The organism is Microbacterium sp. dk485 (assembly GCF_004570445.1).
Taxonomy (GTDB): domain Bacteria; phylum Actinomycetota; class Actinomycetes; order Actinomycetales; family Microbacteriaceae; genus Microbacterium; species Microbacterium wangchenii.
On record NZ_SPQW01000002.1, the window covers coordinates 1139016 to 1156915 of the forward strand.

Annotated in this window: 17 protein-coding genes; 1 reads left to right on the plus strand and 16 read right to left on the minus strand. The window is 71.2% G+C overall.

Annotated elements, in window-relative coordinates:
• Positions 1-93: 93 nt before the first annotated feature.
• The 5 genes from E4V99_RS16405 to dnaE all read right to left on the minus strand — a co-directional run bounded on the left by E4V99_RS16405 (position 94) and on the right by dnaE (position 7861).
• Positions 94-1107 (minus strand): quinone-dependent dihydroorotate dehydrogenase, encoded by a 1014-nt coding sequence (locus E4V99_RS16405; protein ID WP_135117869.1) that lies wholly within the window; start codon positions 1105-1107, stop codon positions 94-96.
• A 39-nt stretch (positions 1108-1146) separates the two neighbouring features.
• On the minus strand, positions 1147-1623 hold the full coding sequence (gene nrdR, locus E4V99_RS16410) for a transcriptional regulator NrdR (protein WP_135065423.1): 477 nt from the start codon (positions 1621-1623) through the stop codon (positions 1147-1149).
• A gap of 25 nt (positions 1624-1648) precedes the next feature.
• Complete coding sequence (hisD, locus tag E4V99_RS16415; protein ID WP_135117870.1) at positions 1649-2977, minus strand: histidinol dehydrogenase; 1329 nt, start codon at positions 2975-2977, stop codon at positions 1649-1651.
• A 47-nt stretch (positions 2978-3024) separates the two neighbouring features.
• Positions 3025-4233 carry a hypothetical protein gene (locus tag E4V99_RS18660; protein ID WP_245233221.1) on the minus strand — a complete coding sequence of 403 codons (1209 nt, stop codon included), beginning with the start codon at positions 4231-4233 and terminating at the stop codon, positions 3025-3027.
• Positions 4234-4318: 85 nt separating this feature from the next.
• On the minus strand, positions 4319-7861 hold the full coding sequence (gene dnaE / locus E4V99_RS16425) for a DNA polymerase III subunit alpha (protein WP_135117871.1): 3543 nt from the start codon (positions 7859-7861) through the stop codon (positions 4319-4321).
• 39 nt (positions 7862-7900) lie between these two features.
• On the opposite strand from dnaE, the gene E4V99_RS16430 reads away from it, so the two are divergent.
• Entirely contained in the window at positions 7901-8374 is a 474-nt protein-coding gene (locus E4V99_RS16430) for an NUDIX domain-containing protein (protein WP_135065414.1), read from the plus strand.
• Here E4V99_RS16430 and E4V99_RS16435 read toward each other — a convergent pair.
• The 11 genes from E4V99_RS16435 to E4V99_RS16485 form a co-directional block, all read right to left on the minus strand.
• Entirely contained in the window at positions 8371-8940 is a 570-nt protein-coding gene (locus E4V99_RS16435) for a GNAT family N-acetyltransferase (protein WP_135117872.1), read from the minus strand. The genes E4V99_RS16430 and E4V99_RS16435 overlap by 4 nt on opposite strands.
• Before the next feature lie 131 nt (positions 8941-9071).
• A complete protein-coding gene (locus E4V99_RS16440; RefSeq protein WP_135117873.1) occupies positions 9072-9995 on the minus strand; it encodes an RluA family pseudouridine synthase in 924 nt (307 codons plus the stop codon).
• On the minus strand, positions 9995-10624 hold the full coding sequence (lspA, locus tag E4V99_RS16445; protein WP_135117874.1) for a signal peptidase II: 630 nt from the start codon (positions 10622-10624) through the stop codon (positions 9995-9997). Before lspA ends, E4V99_RS16440 begins: the two co-directional genes overlap by 1 nt.
• Positions 10625-10633: 9 nt before the next feature.
• Positions 10634-11233 carry a DivIVA domain-containing protein gene (locus tag E4V99_RS16450; protein WP_135065402.1) on the minus strand — a complete coding sequence of 200 codons (600 nt, stop codon included), beginning with the start codon at positions 11231-11233 and terminating at the stop codon, positions 10634-10636.
• A gap of 115 nt (positions 11234-11348) precedes the next feature.
• Positions 11349-11651 carry a YggT family protein gene (locus tag E4V99_RS16455; protein WP_135065399.1) on the minus strand — a complete coding sequence of 101 codons (303 nt, stop codon included), beginning with the start codon at positions 11649-11651 and terminating at the stop codon, positions 11349-11351.
• Positions 11652-11657: 6 nt separating this feature from the next.
• Positions 11658-12116 (minus strand): cell division protein SepF, encoded by a 459-nt coding sequence (gene sepF, locus E4V99_RS16460; RefSeq protein WP_135065396.1) that lies wholly within the window; start codon positions 12114-12116, stop codon positions 11658-11660.
• A gap of 31 nt (positions 12117-12147) precedes the next feature.
• The gene (locus E4V99_RS16465) at positions 12148-12837 is read right to left on the minus strand and encodes a YggS family pyridoxal phosphate-dependent enzyme (RefSeq protein WP_135065393.1); all 690 of its coding nucleotides are present in this window, start codon (positions 12835-12837) and stop codon (positions 12148-12150) included.
• Between the two features lie 65 nt (positions 12838-12902).
• Positions 12903-14078, minus strand: coding sequence for a cell division protein FtsZ (gene ftsZ, locus E4V99_RS16470; RefSeq protein ID WP_135065390.1), 1176 nt, complete (start codon positions 14076-14078; stop codon positions 12903-12905).
• A 146-nt stretch (positions 14079-14224) separates the two neighbouring features.
• Positions 14225-15142 carry an FtsQ-type POTRA domain-containing protein gene (locus tag E4V99_RS16475; RefSeq protein ID WP_135117875.1) on the minus strand — a complete coding sequence of 306 codons (918 nt, stop codon included), beginning with the start codon at positions 15140-15142 and terminating at the stop codon, positions 14225-14227.
• Between the two features lie 5 nt (positions 15143-15147).
• Positions 15148-16557 carry a UDP-N-acetylmuramate--L-alanine ligase gene (gene murC / locus E4V99_RS16480; protein WP_135117876.1) on the minus strand — a complete coding sequence of 470 codons (1410 nt, stop codon included), beginning with the start codon at positions 16555-16557 and terminating at the stop codon, positions 15148-15150.
• A 232-nt stretch (positions 16558-16789) separates the two neighbouring features.
• Positions 16790-17869: a UDP-N-acetylglucosamine--N-acetylmuramyl-(pentapeptide) pyrophosphoryl-undecaprenol N-acetylglucosamine transferase gene (locus tag E4V99_RS16485; RefSeq protein ID WP_135065381.1), complete on the minus strand. Its 1080-nt coding sequence runs from the start codon at positions 17867-17869 to the stop codon at positions 16790-16792.
• Positions 17870-17900: the final 31 nt, after the last annotated feature.

Below are 17900 nucleotides of genomic sequence, written 5' to 3' on the forward strand. Positions count from 1 at the left end.
GCCACCGGCGAAACAGGGCCATAATGTCGCGGTCTCGCCGGTGGGCAGCAGTCTCGCGAAACTGCGATGCGCGGCGAGCGGATGCGACGCGGGTCAGAGGCCGCGGTTGATCTGCCGGGCCCACAGCGGCCCGCGGTACAGGAACCCGGTGTAGCCCTGCACGAGCGTCGCGCCGGCATCGAGGCGTGCGCGCACGTCGGCGGCGGTCTCGACCCCGCCGACGGAGATGACGACGAACTCCGGTGGCACGGCGGCGCGCACGAGTCGCAGCACCGCCATCGCGCGCTCCTTCAGCGGAGCGCCGGACAGGCCGCCCTCCCCTGCGGCCGCGACGACCTCCGGCGAGGTCCGCAGGCCCTCACGCGAGAGGGTCGTGTTCGTGGCGATGAGGCCGGCCAGCCCCAGCTCCACCGCGAGCCGCGCAATCGCCTGGACCTCGTCGTCGGCGAGGTCGGGCGCGATCTTCACCAGCAGCGGCGTCTCCCCCGCGGCATCCCGCACGGCCGTCAGGAGCGGTCGGAGCGTGTCCACCGCCTGGAGGCCGCGAAGCCCCGGCGTGTTCGGGGAGGAGACGTTGACCACGAGGTAGTCGGCCAGCGGGGCGAGGAGCCGGGTGCTGCGGACGTAGTCGGCCGTCGCGTCCTCGACCTGCACGACGCGGCTCTTGCCGATGTTCACGCCGATGACCGGGCGCGTGCGCCGGCGACGCAGCCGCTCCAGGCGCGCGGCGGCAGCCTCCGCGCCGGCGTTGTTGAACCCCATGCGGTTGATGACGGCGCGATCGGGGATCAAGCGGAACAGCCGCGGACGCGGGTTGCCCGGCTGCGCCAAAGCGGTGACCGTACCGATCTCCACATGCCCGAACCCCAGTGCCCACAGGCCCTGGACCATCCGCACGTCCTTGTCGAATCCCGCGGCCACCCCGAACGGCGAATCGAACACGAGGCCGAGCGCCTCGGTGCGCAGCGACGGAGCGGGTGCCGTCAGCCGGCGGGTGATCCACGAGAACGGCGGGACGCCGAGGAGCCGGATGACCGGGACGGCGAGGTGGTGGGCGCGCTCGGGATCGATGCGCGAGAGCACGAGGCGGAAGAGCGTGGGGTACATCCCCGCCAGCCTAGAGGACCGCGCTATTCGGCGACCGCGCTATTCGGCGAGCGAGGCGGCGCGGCGGGCGGAGTGGTCGGCGCGCAGCAGCCCGATCGCGGTCTCGAAGTCCTCCAGCGACTCGAACGCCTGGTACACGCTGGCGAACCGCAGGTACGCGACCTCGTCCAGCTCACGGAGCGGACCGAGGATCGCCAGGCCGATCTCGTTCGCCTCCACCTGCGAGGCGCCCGTCTGGCGCACGGCCTCCTCGACGCGCTGGGCCAGCATCGCGAGGTCGGCCTCGGTAACCGGCCGCCCCTGGCACGCCTTGCGGACGCCCGACATGACCTTCTCGCGGCTGAACGGCTCGACGACACCCGAACGCTTGATGACGTTCAGGCTCGCCGTCTCGACGGTCGAGAAGCGTCCGCCGCACTCGGGGCACTGGCGGCGGCGGCGGATGCTGAGGCCGTCGTCGCTCGTGCGGGAATCGATGACGCGGGAATCGGGATGACGGCAGAAAGGGCAATGCATGGCATCGACAGACTACGCGACGAGGTCACCCCTCGTGCGGCCCCGCATCCCCGGAGACTTGGAAGCGCGCAGTGACCGCCTCGCCGTGGGCGGGCAGGGCCTCGGCTTCGGCGAGGGCCACGATGGCCTCGCTGACGACCGACAGCGCGTCGCGGTCGTACTCGATGACCTGCTGAGGGCGCAGGAACGTCGCCGCCGACAGCCCGGCGGCATAGCGTGCCTGACCCCCCGTGGGCAGCACGTGGTTGCTGCCGGCGAGGTAGTCCCCGAGGCTCACGGGCGTGTACGGGCCGACGAAGACGGCGCCGGCGTGCACGAACCGCTCCGGATGCGGGTCGGCCATGTGCAGCTCGAGGTGCTCCGGCGCGTACGCGTTGCTGAAGGCGACGGCGCCGTCGGCGTCGTCGACGAGCACGATCGCCGACTGCGGTCCGCCGAGGGCGGCCTGCACCCGTTCGGAGTGCCGCGTGCGCCGGGCCCGCGCGGCCACGGCATCCGCCACCGCATCGGCCAGCTCGGGTGAATCCGTCACGAGCACGGCGGATGCCTGCTCGTCGTGCTCGGCCTGGCTCACCAGGTCGGCGGCGACGAGGTCGGCGTCGGCCGTGGCATCGGCCACGACGAGGATCTCGGTTGCTCCGGCTTCGGAGTCGGTGCCGACGCGGCCGGCGACGGCGCGCTTGGCGGATGCGACGAAGTTGTTCCCTGGCCCGGTGACGACGTCGACCGGTTCCAGGCCCAGCGACGGCACGCCGGAGGCGAACGCGCCGATCGCGCCGGCACCGCCCATCGCGTAGACCTCCGTGACGCCCAGCAGGTGCGCGGCGGCGAGGATGACCGGGTGCACACGGCCGCCGAACTCGCGCTGCGGGGGCGAGGCGAGCGCGACCTCGTCCACACCCGCGACCTGGGCCGGCACGACGTTCATGACGACGCTGGAGGGGTACACCGCCTTGCCGCCGGGCACGTACACGCCCACGCGCCGCACCGGCTGCCAGCGCTGCGTCACGCGCGCACCGGGGCCGAGCTCGGTGGTCACGGGCGGAGGCACCTGGGCTGCCGAGGCCTGCCGGACGCGCCGGATCGCCTCCTCCAGCGCCGCGCGCACCGTGGGATCCAGCGTCGCGACGGCTTCGGTCAGGTGTATCTCCGGAACGCGGACGGCGTGGCCACTGACGCCGTCGAAGCGTTCGGCCTGCTCCCGCAGGGCGGTCTCGCCACGGTCGGCGACGTCGGCGACGATCGCCGCGGCCGTCGCGAGGGCTTCATCGCGGGCGTCTGCCGCGCGCGGGACGGCCTCCAGAAGCTCGGCTGCGGTGAGGGCGCGACCGCGGAGATCGATGGTGCGAAGCATCCCTCCAGGCTACCGCGCGCCCTCCCCGCCGATGATGCGCGTCCGGGTCAGCCGCGGGTCACGCCGCTGACGTCGTGCAGGTAGCCGATGCGGCCGTCCTCGTGGCGCACGACGAAGACCTCGCCGCGGTCTTCGAGCACGAGCGCCCACGCGGTCGGGCCGATGCGGAACAGCGGAGCGCCGTACTCGTCGACCACGTCGCGCTCCACCGGAACGAGCGCCCAGAATGCCTGCTGCTGCGCCGGGGCGCTGTGCGAGGCGGATGCGACGGTGTCGTCGGTGGCCGTCCACTCCTGCGTCTGCGTGCCGGTCGCCGCGGGTGCCTGCTCGTCGCGCAGCGGGGCGAACACGTCGGTGTCGTAGGAGCCGGTGTCCTGCTGCGCGGCCGCCGGCTGCGCAGCGGCGTCGCCGGCCGTGTCGTGCGCGGCGGCAGGCTGCGGAGCGTCGTAAGACGTGGTGGGCGCGGCCGCCGGGTCGTAGGCGTGCTGCGGTCCGCCGCCGAACGCGGTTCCGTCGACGGGGGCGGGGACGGGGGCGTGCGCGGTCTGCTGGCGTGCGGGGCGCTCGCGGACCGGCCGCGGGGTGACCGCGCGGACGGGCCGTGCGTTGCGGTGGGCGGGCGCCTCGGGGCGGCCCTGGAAGTCCTGCTCGAGCACCGGGATGATCGGGGCGAACACGGTCAGCGCGACGCCGGCGAGCATGAGCACGACCTCGACCCACACGACCCACGAGCGCGTCCAGAAGTCGGTCTCGATCGCGATGGCGATCGTGTCCCACAGCCACGTCAGCCACACCAACGCGGCCACCGAGAACGCCACGGAGGCGAACTGGTCGATGCCGAGCGATCCGACGCGGCGGATGCCCTGCGGCGAGAGGCGACGCAGCACCAGGAGGAACACGGCGACGGTGGGCAGCCCGATCGCGAGGATCCAGGACAGGCCCGAGACCCACACGTTGTCGCCGCCGAAGAGCGGGCGCGCGTTGCCCCCGGCGATGTTGAGCGGGAAGAAGGAGATGACGAAGGCCACCAGCCACACGCCGGTGAGTGCGACCTCACGGATGGTGAACGGTCCGACGCCGTACTGCGGCGGGTTCTCCTGGTCGGCTCCGCGGCTGTCGTCAGCCTGCGCAGGCGGTGCGTCGGCGGCCGACGCCTCGGTGGTCGTCGCCTCGGCGCCGGGGCCGTCGGCGGCCACAGCATCCTCGCGGGCGGGCGCGCGGGCGATGGTGGTGTCGTCCAGTTCGGGGTCAGTCACGATGGTCCTCTCCAAGGGGGCGGGGATGATCCTACTCAGGGTCGGCGGCGCATCGCAGGATCGCACCGCCGGTTGACAGCGGAGCTCAGCCCAGGCAGTTGGGGCCGAGCAGTCCCTTGAGTTCGCCGTACAGGTCGGCGGTCACCCGCACCGGATGCGGTACTTCGAACACCTTCGCGGTGCCCGACTTGTGGAGCTTGAGGGTCACCTCAGTCTCGCCGCGGTGACGGTGAAGGGTCTGCAGGAGTTCGCCCACGAGATCTTCGCTGGCGCGCTGCTCGGGCAGGATCAGCACGAGCGGACCCGACTCGTCCAGGGCCCCCAGGTCGGGCGAGAACGCCGACTGCGCGTGCAGGTTGAGGCCGTCGTCGCGCCGTGACACGCGCCCCCGCACGACGAGGATGGCATCGGCCTGCAGCACCGGCGAGAACTCCTGGTAGGTCTTGCCCATGAACATCACGGTGACCTCGCCGTTGAAGTCCTCGACGGTGATCATGCCGTATGGATTGCCGCTCTGCTTGGCCACGCGGTGCTGCACGGAGGTGACCAGTCCGGCGATCGTGACCTGGTCGCCGTCCTGGACGTCCTCCGAGGAGAGGAGGTCGTGGATGCCGATCGAGGCGTGCTTGGCCAGCGCCACCTCCAGGCCGGCGAGCGGGTGATCGGAGACGTACAGCCCGAGCATCTCCCGCTCGAAAGCGAGCTTGTCCTTCTTCGTCCACTCGGGGCGGTCGGGGACCTTGGCCACCTGGTGCGGCTCGTCCCACAGCGAGTCGAAGTCGAAGCCGACCTCGCCGTTGGCCTCGCGGCGCTTGTCGAGGACGGCCCCCTCCGTCGCATCCTCGTGGATCTCCAGCAGCGCGCGCCGCGTGGCGCCGAGGGAGTCGTACGCACCGGCCTTGATGAGCGATTCCACGGTGCGCTTGTTGGCCACGTGCAGCGGGACCTTGGCGAGGAAGTCGTGGAAGGAGGTGAACGGCGCCTCCTGACGGGCCGTGACGATCCCGTCCACGACGTTGGCCCCCACGTTACGCACGGCGCCCAGGCCGAAGCGGATGTCTTCACCGACGGCGGCGAAGAAGCGGATCGACTCGTTGACGTCGGGCGGGAGCACGCGGATGCCCATGCGGCGGCACTCGTTCAGGTACACCGCCATCTTGTCCTTCGAATCGCCCACGCTCGTCAGCAGCGCCGCCATGTACTCGGCGGGATAGTGCGACTTCAGGTACGCCGTCCAGTAGGAGACGAGCCCGTACGCGGCGGAGTGCGCCTTGTTGAAGGCGTAGTCGGAGAAGGGCAGCAGGATGTCCCACAGCGACTTGATGGCGGCCTCGCCGAAGCCGCGCGCGACCATGCCTCCGTGGAAGCCCTCGTACTGCTTGTCCAGCTCGGACTTCTTCTTCTTACCCATCGCGCGGCGCAGGATGTCTGCCTGACCGAGCGAGAACCCGGCGACGCGCTGGGCGATCGCCATGACCTGCTCCTGATAGATGATCAGGCCGTAGGTGGTGTCGAGGATGTCCTTGAGCGGCTCCTCCAGTTCGGGATGGATCGGGGTGATCTCCTGCTGGCCGTTCTTGCGCAGCGCGTAGTTGATGTGGGAGTTGGCGCCCATGGGGCCCGGGCGGTACAGCGCGATGACGGCGGAGATGTCTTCGAAGTTGTCCGGCTTCATCAGGCGCAGGAGGGAGCGCATCGGCCCGCCGTCGAGCTGGAAAACGCCGAGCGTGTCGCCGCGGGAGAGCAGGTCGTAGGAGGCCTGGTCATCCAGCGGCAGATCCTCCAGCACGAGGTCCTGACCGCGGTTGGCCTTGATGTTGTCGACCGCGTCGTTGATGATCGTGAGGTTGCGCAGCCCCAGGAAGTCCATCTTGATGAGGCCGAGCGACTCGCACGCGGGATAGTCGAACTGCGTGACGATCTGGCCGTCCTGCTCGCGCCGCATGATCGGGATGATGTCGATGAGCGGTTCGCTCGACATGATCACGCCGGCCGCGTGCACGCCCCACTGGCGCTTGAGGTTCTCCAGCCCCACGGCGGTGTCGAAGACCGTCTTGGCCTCGGGATCCGTCTCGATGAGGGTGCGGAACTCCCCCGCCTCCTTGTAACGCGGGTGCTCCTTGTTGAACATGCCGTCCAGCGGCATGTCCTTGCCCATGACCGCCGGCGGCATGGCCTTGGTGAGCTTCTCCCCCATGCTGAAGGGGAACCCCAGCACGCGCCCGGCGTCCTTGAGGGCCTGCTTGGCCTTGATGGTGCCGTACGTGACGATCTGCGCGACGCGCTCGTCGCCGTACTTCTCGGTGACGTACTGGATGACCTCGCCACGGCGGCGGTCGTCGAAGTCGACGTCGAAGTCGGGCATCGACACGCGATCGGGGTTGAGGAAGCGCTCGAAGATGAGCCCGTGCTGCAGCGGATCGAGGTCGGTGATGCGCATGGCGTACGCCGCCATCGAGCCGGCGCCGGATCCGCGGCCGGGACCCACGCGGATGCCGTTGTCCTTGGCCCAGTTGATGAAGTCGGCGACGACGAGGAAGTACCCCGGGAAGCCCATCTGGGTGATGACGCCGGTCTCGTACTCGGCCTGCCGGCGGACGTCGGCGGGGATGCCGTCGGGGTAGCGGAACTCGAGGCCCTTCTCGACCTCCTTGATGAACCACGACTCCTCGGTCTCCCCCGCCGGAACGGGGAAGCGCGGCATGTAGTTCGCCGACGTGTTGAACTCCACGTCGCACCGCTCGGCGATCAGCAGCGTGCTGTCGCAGGCCTCGGGATGGTCGCGGAAGATCTGGCGCATCTCGGCCGGGGACTTCACGTAGTACCCGTCGCCGTCGAACTTGAACCGCTTCGGGTCGTCGAGCGTGGATCCCGACTGCACGCACAGCAGGGCGGCGTGGCTGGTGGCGTCGTGCTGGTGGGTGTAGTGCAGGTCGTTGGTGCCCACGAGCGGGATGTCGAGGTCTTTGGCGATCTTCAGCAGATCGCCCATGACGCGCCGCTCGATGGAGAGGCCGTGATCCATGATCTCGGCGAAGTAGTTCTCCTTGCCGAAGATGTCCTGGAACTCCGCCGCGGCCGCTCGTGCGGCGTCGTACTGACCGAGCCGCAGCCGCGTCTGCACCTCGCCGGAGGGGCACCCCGTCGTGGCGATGAGCCCCTTGCTGTAGGTCTGCAGCAGCTCGCGGTCCATGCGCGGCTTGAAGTAGTACCCCTCGATGGAGGCCTTGCTGGAGAGCCGGAAGAGGTTGTGCATGCCCTCGGTCGTCTCCGAGAGCAGCGTCATGTGCGTGTACGCGCCGGAGCCGGACACGTCGTCGCTGCTCTGCTCCGGCGTGCCCCAGCGCACGCGCGCCTTATCGGCACGGTGGGTGCCGGGGGTCACGTACGCCTCGATGCCGATGATCGGCTTGATGCCGGCACCCTTGGCGGTCTTGTAGAACTCGTACGCGGCGAAGGTGTTCCCGTGGTCGGTGACCGCGATCGCCGGCATCCCCTGGCGGACGGCCTCCTGGACCATCGGCCCGATGCGGGCGGCTCCGTCGAGCATCGAGTACTCGCTGTGCACATGGAGGTGAACGAAGGAGTCGGATGCCACGGAGTCGAGTCTACGTTCGGGGACCGACATGGCAGCTGCGGCGATGCGCGCGCCGCCTAGGGTGGAACCATGGCCACGCCCGAGTTCGTCCTGTCGCTGCGCGAGAAGATCGGGCACGATCCGCTGCCGCTGGTCGGGGTCACCGCGATCGTCTTCCGCGACGAGAAGGTGCTGATCGGCAAGCGGGCCGACAACGGCAGTTGGCAGCCGGTCTCGGGGATCGTGGACCCGGGCGAGGAGCCGGCGGATGCGGCGGTGCGGGAGTGCCGCGAGGAGGCCGGCGTCACCGTCCGCGCGACGCGCCTCGCCCTCGTGCAGCAGGTCCCGCGCATCACGTACGCCAACGGCGACCAGGTCGACTACCTCGACCTGGTCTTCCGGTGCGACTGGGTGTCGGGTGAGCCCCATCCGGCCGACGGCGAGCTCACCGAGGTCGGCTTCTACGGTCTGGGCGAACTGACGGATGTCGCCCAGGAGCACGTGCGCAAGATCGCCCTCGCCGTCGCGGAGGACGATCCGGCCTCCTTCGCCGGAGGGCGTTAGAGCGGCAGGCGCATCAGCACGCGCGGGAAGCCGTCCAGGCGCGATCCGGTCTCGGCCGCGACGGTGAACCCGGCTTTCTCGAACAGCGCCCTCGTGCCGACGTACGCCATCGTGAGGTTCACCTTCTCGCCGCCGTTGTCCACCGGGTAACCCTCCACCGCGGGTGCGCCGTGGGCGCGGGCGAACTCGACGGCACCCGCCAGGAGAGCGTGCGAGATGCCGGTGCCGCGATGGCCGGGGCGCACGCGGATGCACCACACCGACCACACCGGGAGGTCGTCGACGTGCGGGATCAGCCGGGCGGTCGCGAACGTCGTGTCGGCGCGGGGTGCCACCCCGGCCCATCCCACCACCTCACCGCCGTCGTAGGCGAGCACGCCGGGGGCGACGTCGCGGGCGCACAGCTCCCGCACGTACGCGCCGCGCGCCTCACCGACCAGCTCGCGGTTGAGCCGGCTCGGGATGCGGTAGCTCAAGCACCAGCACACGTTCGCGTCCGGCCGCTTGGGACCCACCATCGTCGCCACATCGTCGAAGGTCGACGCGGGCCGCACGTCCACTGTCATCCCCGCAGTGTGCCATCCCCCTCCGACACCTCGGCTCACCGAGGTCGGAGCATCCCGCGTATGTCGGAGGATGTGCGCGGCATCCTCCGACATACGTGAGATCCTCCGACCGGGCGAAGAGCGCCGACGCGTCAGTCGGTGCGCAGGAGATCGAGCGCGTGCTGCAGGTCCGGCGGATAGGGCGAGGTGAAGGTGCTCCACTCCCCCGTCGCGGGATGGGCGAAGGCCAGCTGACGGGCGTGCAGCCACTGCCGGGTGAGACCCAGCCGGGCCGAGAGCGTCGGGTCGGCGCCGTAGAGCGGGTCGCCGACGCACGGATGGCGGTGGGCGGCCATGTGCACGCGGATCTGATGCGTGCGCCCGGTCTCCAGGTGGATCTCCAGCAGCGCGGCGCCGGGGAACGCCTCGAGCGTCTCGTAGTGCGTGACGGAGTCCTTGCCGGTGGGGGTGACCGCGAACTTCCACGAGTGCGTGGGATGCCGCCCGATCGGTGCGTCGATCGTCCCGGCCAGCGGATCGGGGTGCCCCTGCACGACGGCGTGGTAGATCTTCTCCACCTCGCGCTCCTTGAACGCGCGCTTGAGCGCGGTGTAGGCGCGTTCGGTCTTGGCCACGACCATGAGCCCGCTCGTGCCGACGTCCAGGCGGTGCACCACGCCACGCCGCTCGGCGGCGCCGCTGGTGGCGATGCGGAAGCCGGCCGCCGCCAGTGCGCCGAGGACCGTCGGCCCCTCCCACCCCATGGAGGGGTGCGCGGCCACGCCGGCGGGCTTGTCGACGACGACGATGTCGTCGTCGTCGTAGACGATCCCTAGGTCGGCCACGGCGACGGGGACGATCTCGGGCTCGCGCTTGGGCGTCCACGACACCGTGAGCCATGCGCCCGCGCGCAGCCGGTCGGACTTGCCGAGCGTGCGTCCGTCCTGCTCGACGCCCCCCGCGTCGGCGACCTCGGCCGCGAAGGTCCGAGAGAACCCGAGCATCTTCGCCAGCGCGGCATCCACCCGCGCCCCCTCCAGGCCATCGGGCACCGGCAGGCTTCGTGACTCGGCCATCAGCGGGTGGGCGTGCCGGGGTCGTTGCGATCGGGGTCGGCGGCGGCATCCGGATCGGCGGTCGCCCCCGGATCGGCGGCGGACTCCGGATCGACGGCGGCCTCCGCCTCGGCGCGGGTCTCGCGGGTGCCGTCCAGGCGCAGCCCCAGCAGCACCAGCAGCGCGACGCAGATCATCATGGTCACGATGAAGATGTCGGCGACGTTGTAGATCGCGGGCATCATCCACGGCGTGGAGATGAAGTCGACCACGTGCCCGACCGGGAACCCGGGCGCGCGCAGCAGGCGGTCGGTGAGGTTGCCCAGCACGCCGCCCAGGAGCAGACCCAGGATGACCGCCCACGCGCGCGAGGTCACGCGCGTGAGTGCCAGCCACACGATACCGACGGCCACTGCGGCCAGCGCGATCGTGAACAGCCACGTGACGCTCTCTCCGAGGGAGAAGGCGGCGCCGGGGTTTCGGACGAGGTAGAACTGCAGGAACTCGCCGAGAACGGGCACCGGCTCTTCCGGTGGAAGCTCGGCGATCGCGAGGATCTTCGTGAACTGGTCGGCGGCCAGCACCGTCACCGCGAGGATCGCGATGAGGGTGCCGGCCGCCGCCTTACGCAGGGGTGTCCGGCTGCGCACCGTCCGGGCCTAGAGACCGATCGCCGAGACCGGGGTGGATCCGGACGGCGTTGCGGTGGTGTCGAGGTCGCGGAGCTTGCCCTCGATGTAGCTGCGCAGCTGGGCGCGGTAGTCGCGCTCGAACGCGTTGAGCTCGGAGATGCGACCCTCCAGCACGACGCGCTCCTTCTCCAGGCGCGCGATCTCGTCGCGGCCCTTGGCCTCGGCCTCGGCGACGATGGCCGCCGCGCGGGACTGCGCCTCGGAGATGAGCTGGTCACGCTGCGCCTTGCCCTCGGCGACGTGCTCGTCGTGCAGGCGCTGGGCGAGCTCGATGATGCCGGCGGAGGTGGACGCGGGGTCGCCGGAGGTGGCGGGAGCGGGGGCGGGAACCTCCGACACCACCGTCTCGGCCGGGGCCTCGGCGGCCGGCTGCTCGGCGGCGGCGGGCTGCTCGCCCGACTCGTACGCGGCGAGCTTGGCCTTCAGTTCCTCGTTCTCGGCGAGGGCCTTGCGCCACTCGACGACGATCTCGTCGAGGAAGTCGTCGACCTCGTCGGGGTCGAAGCCCTCCTTGAACCGGACGTGCTGGAACTGCTTGGTGACGACGTCATCGGGGGTCAATGCCATGGTGGTTCCTCTTTCGAGAGCTGGTCGCTGGCCGGTTCGGACGGCGCTGCGGGCCGTGCGTGCTTCGAGCAAGCATAGTCCGCGGCTCCGGAGGCTGTCGAAGCCCCCTGGCCGTTCAGCCTGCGGCCAGCGAACGGGTGACGCCCAGCAGCACGAAGCACAGCAGCATCGTCAGTGCGAAGGCGAAGTCGATCGCGACGGGGCCGACCCGCAGCGGAGGGATGAAGCGACGGAACAGCTTGATCGGCGGGTCGGTCACGGTGTAGACCACCTCGGCGGCGACGAGCGCCGCTCCCCGAGGCCGCCACGAACGATTGAACATCGGGATGTACTCCAGCACGAGCCGCACCAGCAGCGCGATCACGTACAGGAACAGCAGCGCGTTGAGGACCGTCGCGACCAGGCGCAACACTTCCACGATCGGTTACGGCTGAGCGAACGCGACGGACTCGGGGTCCGCCTGCGCGAGCGCGCCATCGCCGGAGACGGCGATGTTCTCGGGAGAGAGCAGGAACACCTTGCTGGTGACCCGCTCGATCCGGCCGTACAGCCCCATCGACAGACCGCTCGCGAAATCGATCAGGCGGCGCGCGTCGGCGTCGCTCATCTGCGACAGGTTGATGATGACCGGAACGCCCTCGCGGAAGCTCTCGGCGATCACCTGCGCGTCGCGGTACTGCTTGGGGTGCACCGTCAGGATCTCGCTGACCGGCCCGGGGGTGGGCTGTCGCACCACCGAGGGCCGATGGATCGGCGTGATGGGTGCGGCCTTCTCGACGGCCTGTGGCTTGCGGCTCGTAGGCTGCGTCGCCGGCTCGTCGAAGGTTTCCTCTTCGTCCGCGAGGCCCAGGTACACCATCGTCTTCTTGAGCGGGTTCGACATCGCATCCTCCGTTCGCTCGTCTGTTCCGAGGCTAGCCGCGCACGGGCCTCGGACCCGTGATTGCCGAGCCGATCCGCAGGTGTGTCGCGCCCATCGCGACCGCCTCGGGGTAATCGCCGGTCATTCCGGCCGAGATCCAGTCCGCATCGGGCACGACGCGCCGCACGGCCTCTGCAGCCCCGCGCAGGCGCTCGAAGGCACGGGCGGGCTGCTCGTCCAGCGGAGCGACGGCCATGACCCCGCGCAGGCGCAGCGTCGGGCAGCCGGCGACATGCGCGGCGAGGGATTCCGCCTCGCCCGGGGCGACGCCGCCGCGCCCGGTGTCGTCGGTGAGGTTCACCTGCACGAGCACGTCCAGCAGGTCGCCCTCCTCGGGCGCCGCCGCATCCAGGGAATCGGCCAGGCGCGCGCGATCGACCGAGTGCACCGCCGAGGCGACGGCGCGGATGGCGCGGGCCTTGTTCGTCTGCGCCTGCCCGATGAAATGCCACTTCAGGCCGGGCAGCGCGCCCACCTCGGTGGCCTTCGCCGACAGCTCCTGCTGCCGGTTCTCCCCCACGTCGCGCACGCCCAGGTCGTACAGGTCGGTCACCAGGCGCGCGGGGTGGAACTTCGTCACCACGATTCGGGTGATGCCGCCCGGGTCCCTTCCGGCAGCACGGGCGGATGCGGCGATCCCCTCGTCGACGGCGGCCAGACGCTCGGCCAGTGCGGTGTCCATATGCCCTCCCGGCAGACGACGAGGCGGGCCCGGGGCATGCCGGGCCCGCCTCGTTCGATCGGTTCCTACTTCAGGAAGTCGGGGATGTCGAGATCGTCGTCGCCGAACGCGGAGTCGTAGGCCGGCTCCGGCATCCGCGCCGCGACGGGCACCGACTCCCGGGCCACCTGCTTCTCCTCCGCCGCCGATGCGGGCGCCGACGCCGAGGCGAGCGGGTCCTCCACCGGAAGCGGCGGCAGGACGGGCGTCGCGGGGCGCTGCGCGGCCCCCACGGCGTCCAGGCGCAGCGAGGGCTCGCCACCGTCGAAGCCGGCGGCGATGACCGTGACGCGCACCTCGTCGCCGAGGGTGTCGTCGATGACGGTTCCGAAGATGATGTTGGCCTCGGGGTGCGCGGCCTCCTTCACCAGCTGGGCGGCGTCGTTGATCTCGAAGATGCCGAGGTTCGATCCGCCCTGGATGGACAGCAGCACTCCGTGCGCGCCTTCGATCGACGCTTCCAGCAGCGGCGACTCGACGGCCAGCTCGGCCGCCTTGATCGCCCGGTCGGCACCACGTGCCGATCCGATGCCCATGAGCGCGGATCCCGCACCCTGCATGACCGACTTGACGTCGGCGAAGTCGAGGTTGATCAGTCCGGGGGTGGTGATCAGGTCGGTGATCCCCTGCACACCGGCAAGGAGCACCTGGTCGGCGGTGGCGAAGGCCTCGATCATCGAGATGCCGCGGTCGCTGATCTCCAGGAGGCGATCGTTGGGCACGACGATGAGGGTGTCGACCTCTTCCTTGAGCTTTCCGACGCCCGCCTCGGCCTGGCTCTGGCGGCGGCGCCCCTCGAAGGAGAAGGGCTTGGTCACGACACCGATGGTCAGGGCGCCGATCGACTTGGCGATGCGGGCCACGACCGGCGCGCCACCGGTTCCGGTGCCACCACCCTCGCCCGCCGTCACGAACACCATGTCGGCGCCCGCGAGTGCTTCCTCGATCTCCTCGGCGTGGTCTTCCGCGGCGCGACGACCCACCTCGGGGTCGGCACCGGCACCGAGTCCTCGCGTGAGCTCGCGCCCCACATCGAGCTTGACGTCGGCGTCGCTCATGAGCAGCGCCTGCGCGTCGGTGTTGATCGCGATGAACTCCACGCCGCGAAGGCCCAACTCGATCATGCGGTTGACGGCGTTGACGCCACCCCCGCCGACCCCGACGACCTTGATCACGGCGAGGTAGTTCTGGTTCTGGCTCATGCCGGCCTCCATATCCCGAACTTTAAACCTCATCTAGAGGGTTAAAGAATTGCGCGGTATGCAATTCCTGATCTGAACGTAGGTGGATGCGGCGGCGCCGGCGGCAACGGCGCGGGCGTGTCGCGACATCCCCTCACGAACTCGTGTCAGCGCACCACGACGGCCGTCGGCGACGACACGTCGTACACGCTCGTCTGCGCGGGAGGGCGGGCCTGCATCGTCTTGTCCAGCGTGAGCGCCTTCATGGCGGAGTTCTCCGCGCTCCCCCACACCACCGTCGTGTTCGTCGCGCCCAGGGTCAGGGTCACATCGTCCGCGGTGGAGGCGGAGACGGCGGTGACCTGGAGCCGGATGGGCTCGGGCAGCGCGCGCATCACCGTGCCGGCGGCGCGGAAGGCCGGCGAATCCAGCCCGCCCGTGATCGACAGCAGCGGCTGCCCCGACGGGGCCGTCGGCGTGGTGGAGAGGGCGACACCGGCGGCGTCGACAACGGTGAAGCCGGCAGGCGATTCCAGGACGCCGACGGGCGTGCGCTCCACGATCCGCACCACCAGGTCGTGCGGCGGGCGTGCCTCCAGCGTGTACGACTCCACCAGCGGGAACCGCACGAGCGCGGCCTTCACGGCGCTGTCGTCCACGAGCGGCAGTGGCGTGCCGAGCTGTCCCTCGAGCGCCTCCGTGACGGCGGCGGCATCCAGCGCGCTCGTGCCGGCCACGTCGATGCGCTGCACGGCGAACAACGGGCTGTACGCGGCGCCGACCGTGCCCAGCACGAGCAGCGCGACCGATGACGCGACACCGATCCACAGCATCCGCCGCCGGCGCTGGCGCACCGTGAACCGGCGGACCTCTGCCCGCAGCGCGCGCCGGCGGTTGCGCGAGGCACGCCAGACATCGCGGAGGTGCCAGCGTCCGGGCGTCGGTTCCGGCGGCGGCTCGGGCGCCGGGCGCCGCGGTTCTCCCGGCAGGAGCGGGATGATCGGCGCTGGGACCTCGTCCTCGAGGGCCGGCCGGCTCGGGCGCGACTCCGCAGGGGGCGGCGGCAGCGGGTGGGGCCGACGCATCCCGGTCATCCCGCGGCGTTCTCGTCGGTGCGCGCGAGGGCCTCGAGCACCTGCGGGATGATGAGGTTCACGTTGCCGCAGCCGAGCGTGATGACGTAGTCACCCTGCCGTGCGACGGCGGCGGTGTAGTCGGCCGCCTCCTGCCAGTCCGCCACGAAGTGCACGCGGCCGGGGTCGGTGAACGCCTCGCTGACGAGGGCGCCGGTGACGCCGGGAACCGGATCCTCCCGCGCGCCGTAGACGTCCAGCACGACGGTGTGGTCGGCGTGGGATTCGAGCACCTCGGCGAACTCCCGGTACATCGCCTGCGTGCGCGAGTACGTGTGCGGCTGGTGCAGCGCGATGATGCGCCCGTCCCCCACGACGGTGCGGGCAGCCGCCAGCGCCGCGGCGACCTCGGTGGGATGGTGCGCGTAATCGTCGTACACGCTGACGCCGCGGCGCACGTCGTGCAGCTCGAACCGGCGGGCCGTGCCGCCGAACCCGGACACCGCGTCGGCGGCGGCGGCGAGGTCGTGGCCGAGGGCGAGCAGAACCGCCACCGCGCCCGCGGCGTTGATCGCGTTGTGGGCGCCGGGCACCTGGAGCCGGACGGGGACCGAGGTGCCGCCGGCGGTCAGGGTGAAGGACACCGGCCCCTCGGTGCGGAGGTCTTCCACGCGCACGTCGGCGGCGGCATCCTGCCCGAACGTCACGACATGGCGGTGGGTGAGACGCTCGCGCACGCGCTGCGCGCCGGCGTCGTCGGCGGAGATCACGACGGCCTCGCGCGCCCCGTCCGCGAAGCGGGCGAACGCCGCGTCGAACGCGTCGAACGAGCCGTAGTGGTCGAGATGGTCGGGGTCGACGTTCGTGATGAGGGCGATGGAGGTGTCGTAGAGGAGGAACGTGCCGTCGGATTCGTCGGCCTCGATGACGACGACGTCGTCGGAGCCGGTCGCGCTGGAGACGCCGTACTCGGCGATGACGCCGCCGTTGACGAAGGTCGGATCCTCACCCAGTCCGCGCAGGGCCGTGACGATCATGCCGGTGGACGTGGTCTTCCCGTGCGCTCCGGCGACGGCCACCAGCCGTCGCCCGCCGATCAGCCAGTGCAGGGCCTGGGACCGGTGGATGACGGCGAGGCCGCGCTGCTTCGCGGTGACGAACTCGGGGTTCTCCGGCCAGATGGCGCCCGTGTGCACGACGGTGTCGGCGTCGCCGAGGTGGGCGGCATCGTGCCCCACGTGCACCGTCGCCCCCCGGGCCGCCAGATCGCGCAGCGCCGGGCTGTCCGCGCGATCCGAACCGGACACGCGGATGCCGCGGTCCAGGAACATGCGCGCGAGCCCCGACATGCCGGAGCCGCCGATTCCGATGAAGTGGGCGGCCTCGATGTGCTCGGGGATGGGCAGGCTCAGGTCGGGGCGAATCATGACCCGATCATCCTAGGTCGGCGCACCTGGGCGTCCGCTCCGGCGCGCGGGGCGGCCGTGGCGCGGCCGCGGCGTCTGCCGAGGCGCTGGCCCGCGGCCATCCGCCGTCCGCACGCTTGCCGGAATCAGGAGAATCGCCGGAATCAGGACGGATCAGGGCCCAAACGTCCTGATTCCGGCCGTTCTCCTGACTTCGGCGGCGGTGACGCGGCCGACGCCGACGCCGGCGGGGTCAGCGGCGGCGCGCGAGGGCCTCGTCGATCAGGCCGATGACGTTCTGCGTACCGGTGCGCGTGCCCACCGAGGCCGCGGCATCCCGCATCGCCTGCAGGGCGCCGGCGTCCTGCAGGAGCGGGACCACCTCGGCGCGCACGCGCTCGGGGGTGAGTTCGGCGTCGGGGATGATGCGGGCAGCACCTGCGCGCACCGCCGACGCCGCATTGAGGCGCTGCTCGCCGTTGCCGACGGCGTAGGGGACGTACACCGCGGGGATCCCCAGCGCGCTGACCTCGCTCACCGTCGCCGCCCCCGAACGGGAGACGATCGCGTCGGCGAGGGCGTAGGCCAGGTCCATCCGGTCGACGTAGCGGACGACTGCGTAGCCGGGCACGCCGGGGTCGGGCAGGTCCGACCGGTCGCCGGTGACGTGCAGCAGCTGCCATCCGGCCTCCAGCACGTCCTGCCACGAGGCGCCGAACGCCGCGTTGAGGCGCTCGGCCCCGAGCGAGCCGCCGAAGACGAGGAGCGTCGGACGCGCCGCGTCGAGACCGAAGTGCTCGGCGGCGGCGGAGCGGGATGCGGCGGCATCCAGGTCGACGATCTCCTGTCGCAGGGGCATCCCGACCACGCGGGCCCCGCGCAGCGGCGTGCCCGCGAAGGCGACGCCCACCGCGGCGGCACCGCGTGCGCCGAGCACGTTCGCCAGGCCCGGCTTGGCGTTGGCCTCGTGCACGACGACCGGCACGCCCGCGCGGCGGGCGGCGACGTAGGCGGGGGCCGAGGCGTAGCCGCCGAAGCCGGTGACCACGTCCACGCCGCGGTCGCGGATGTGGGCGCGCACCTGCGCGATGGCGCGGCGGAAGCGGGTGGGGAAGGTCGCGGCGGCGCGGTCGGGGCGGCGCGGGAACGGGACCTTGTCGACGAAGAGCAGCTCGTATCCGCGCAGCGGGACGAGCCGGGCCTCCAGGCCCTCGCGCGTGCCGAGGACGTACACGGCGGCGTCGGGATCGCGCTCGCGCAGGCCGTCGGCCACCGCCAGCAGCGGGTTGACGTGGCCGGCCGTGCCGCCGCCGGCGAGGAGGTAGGTGGTCACCATCCGACCCTAACGGCCGCCGCCTGAGCGT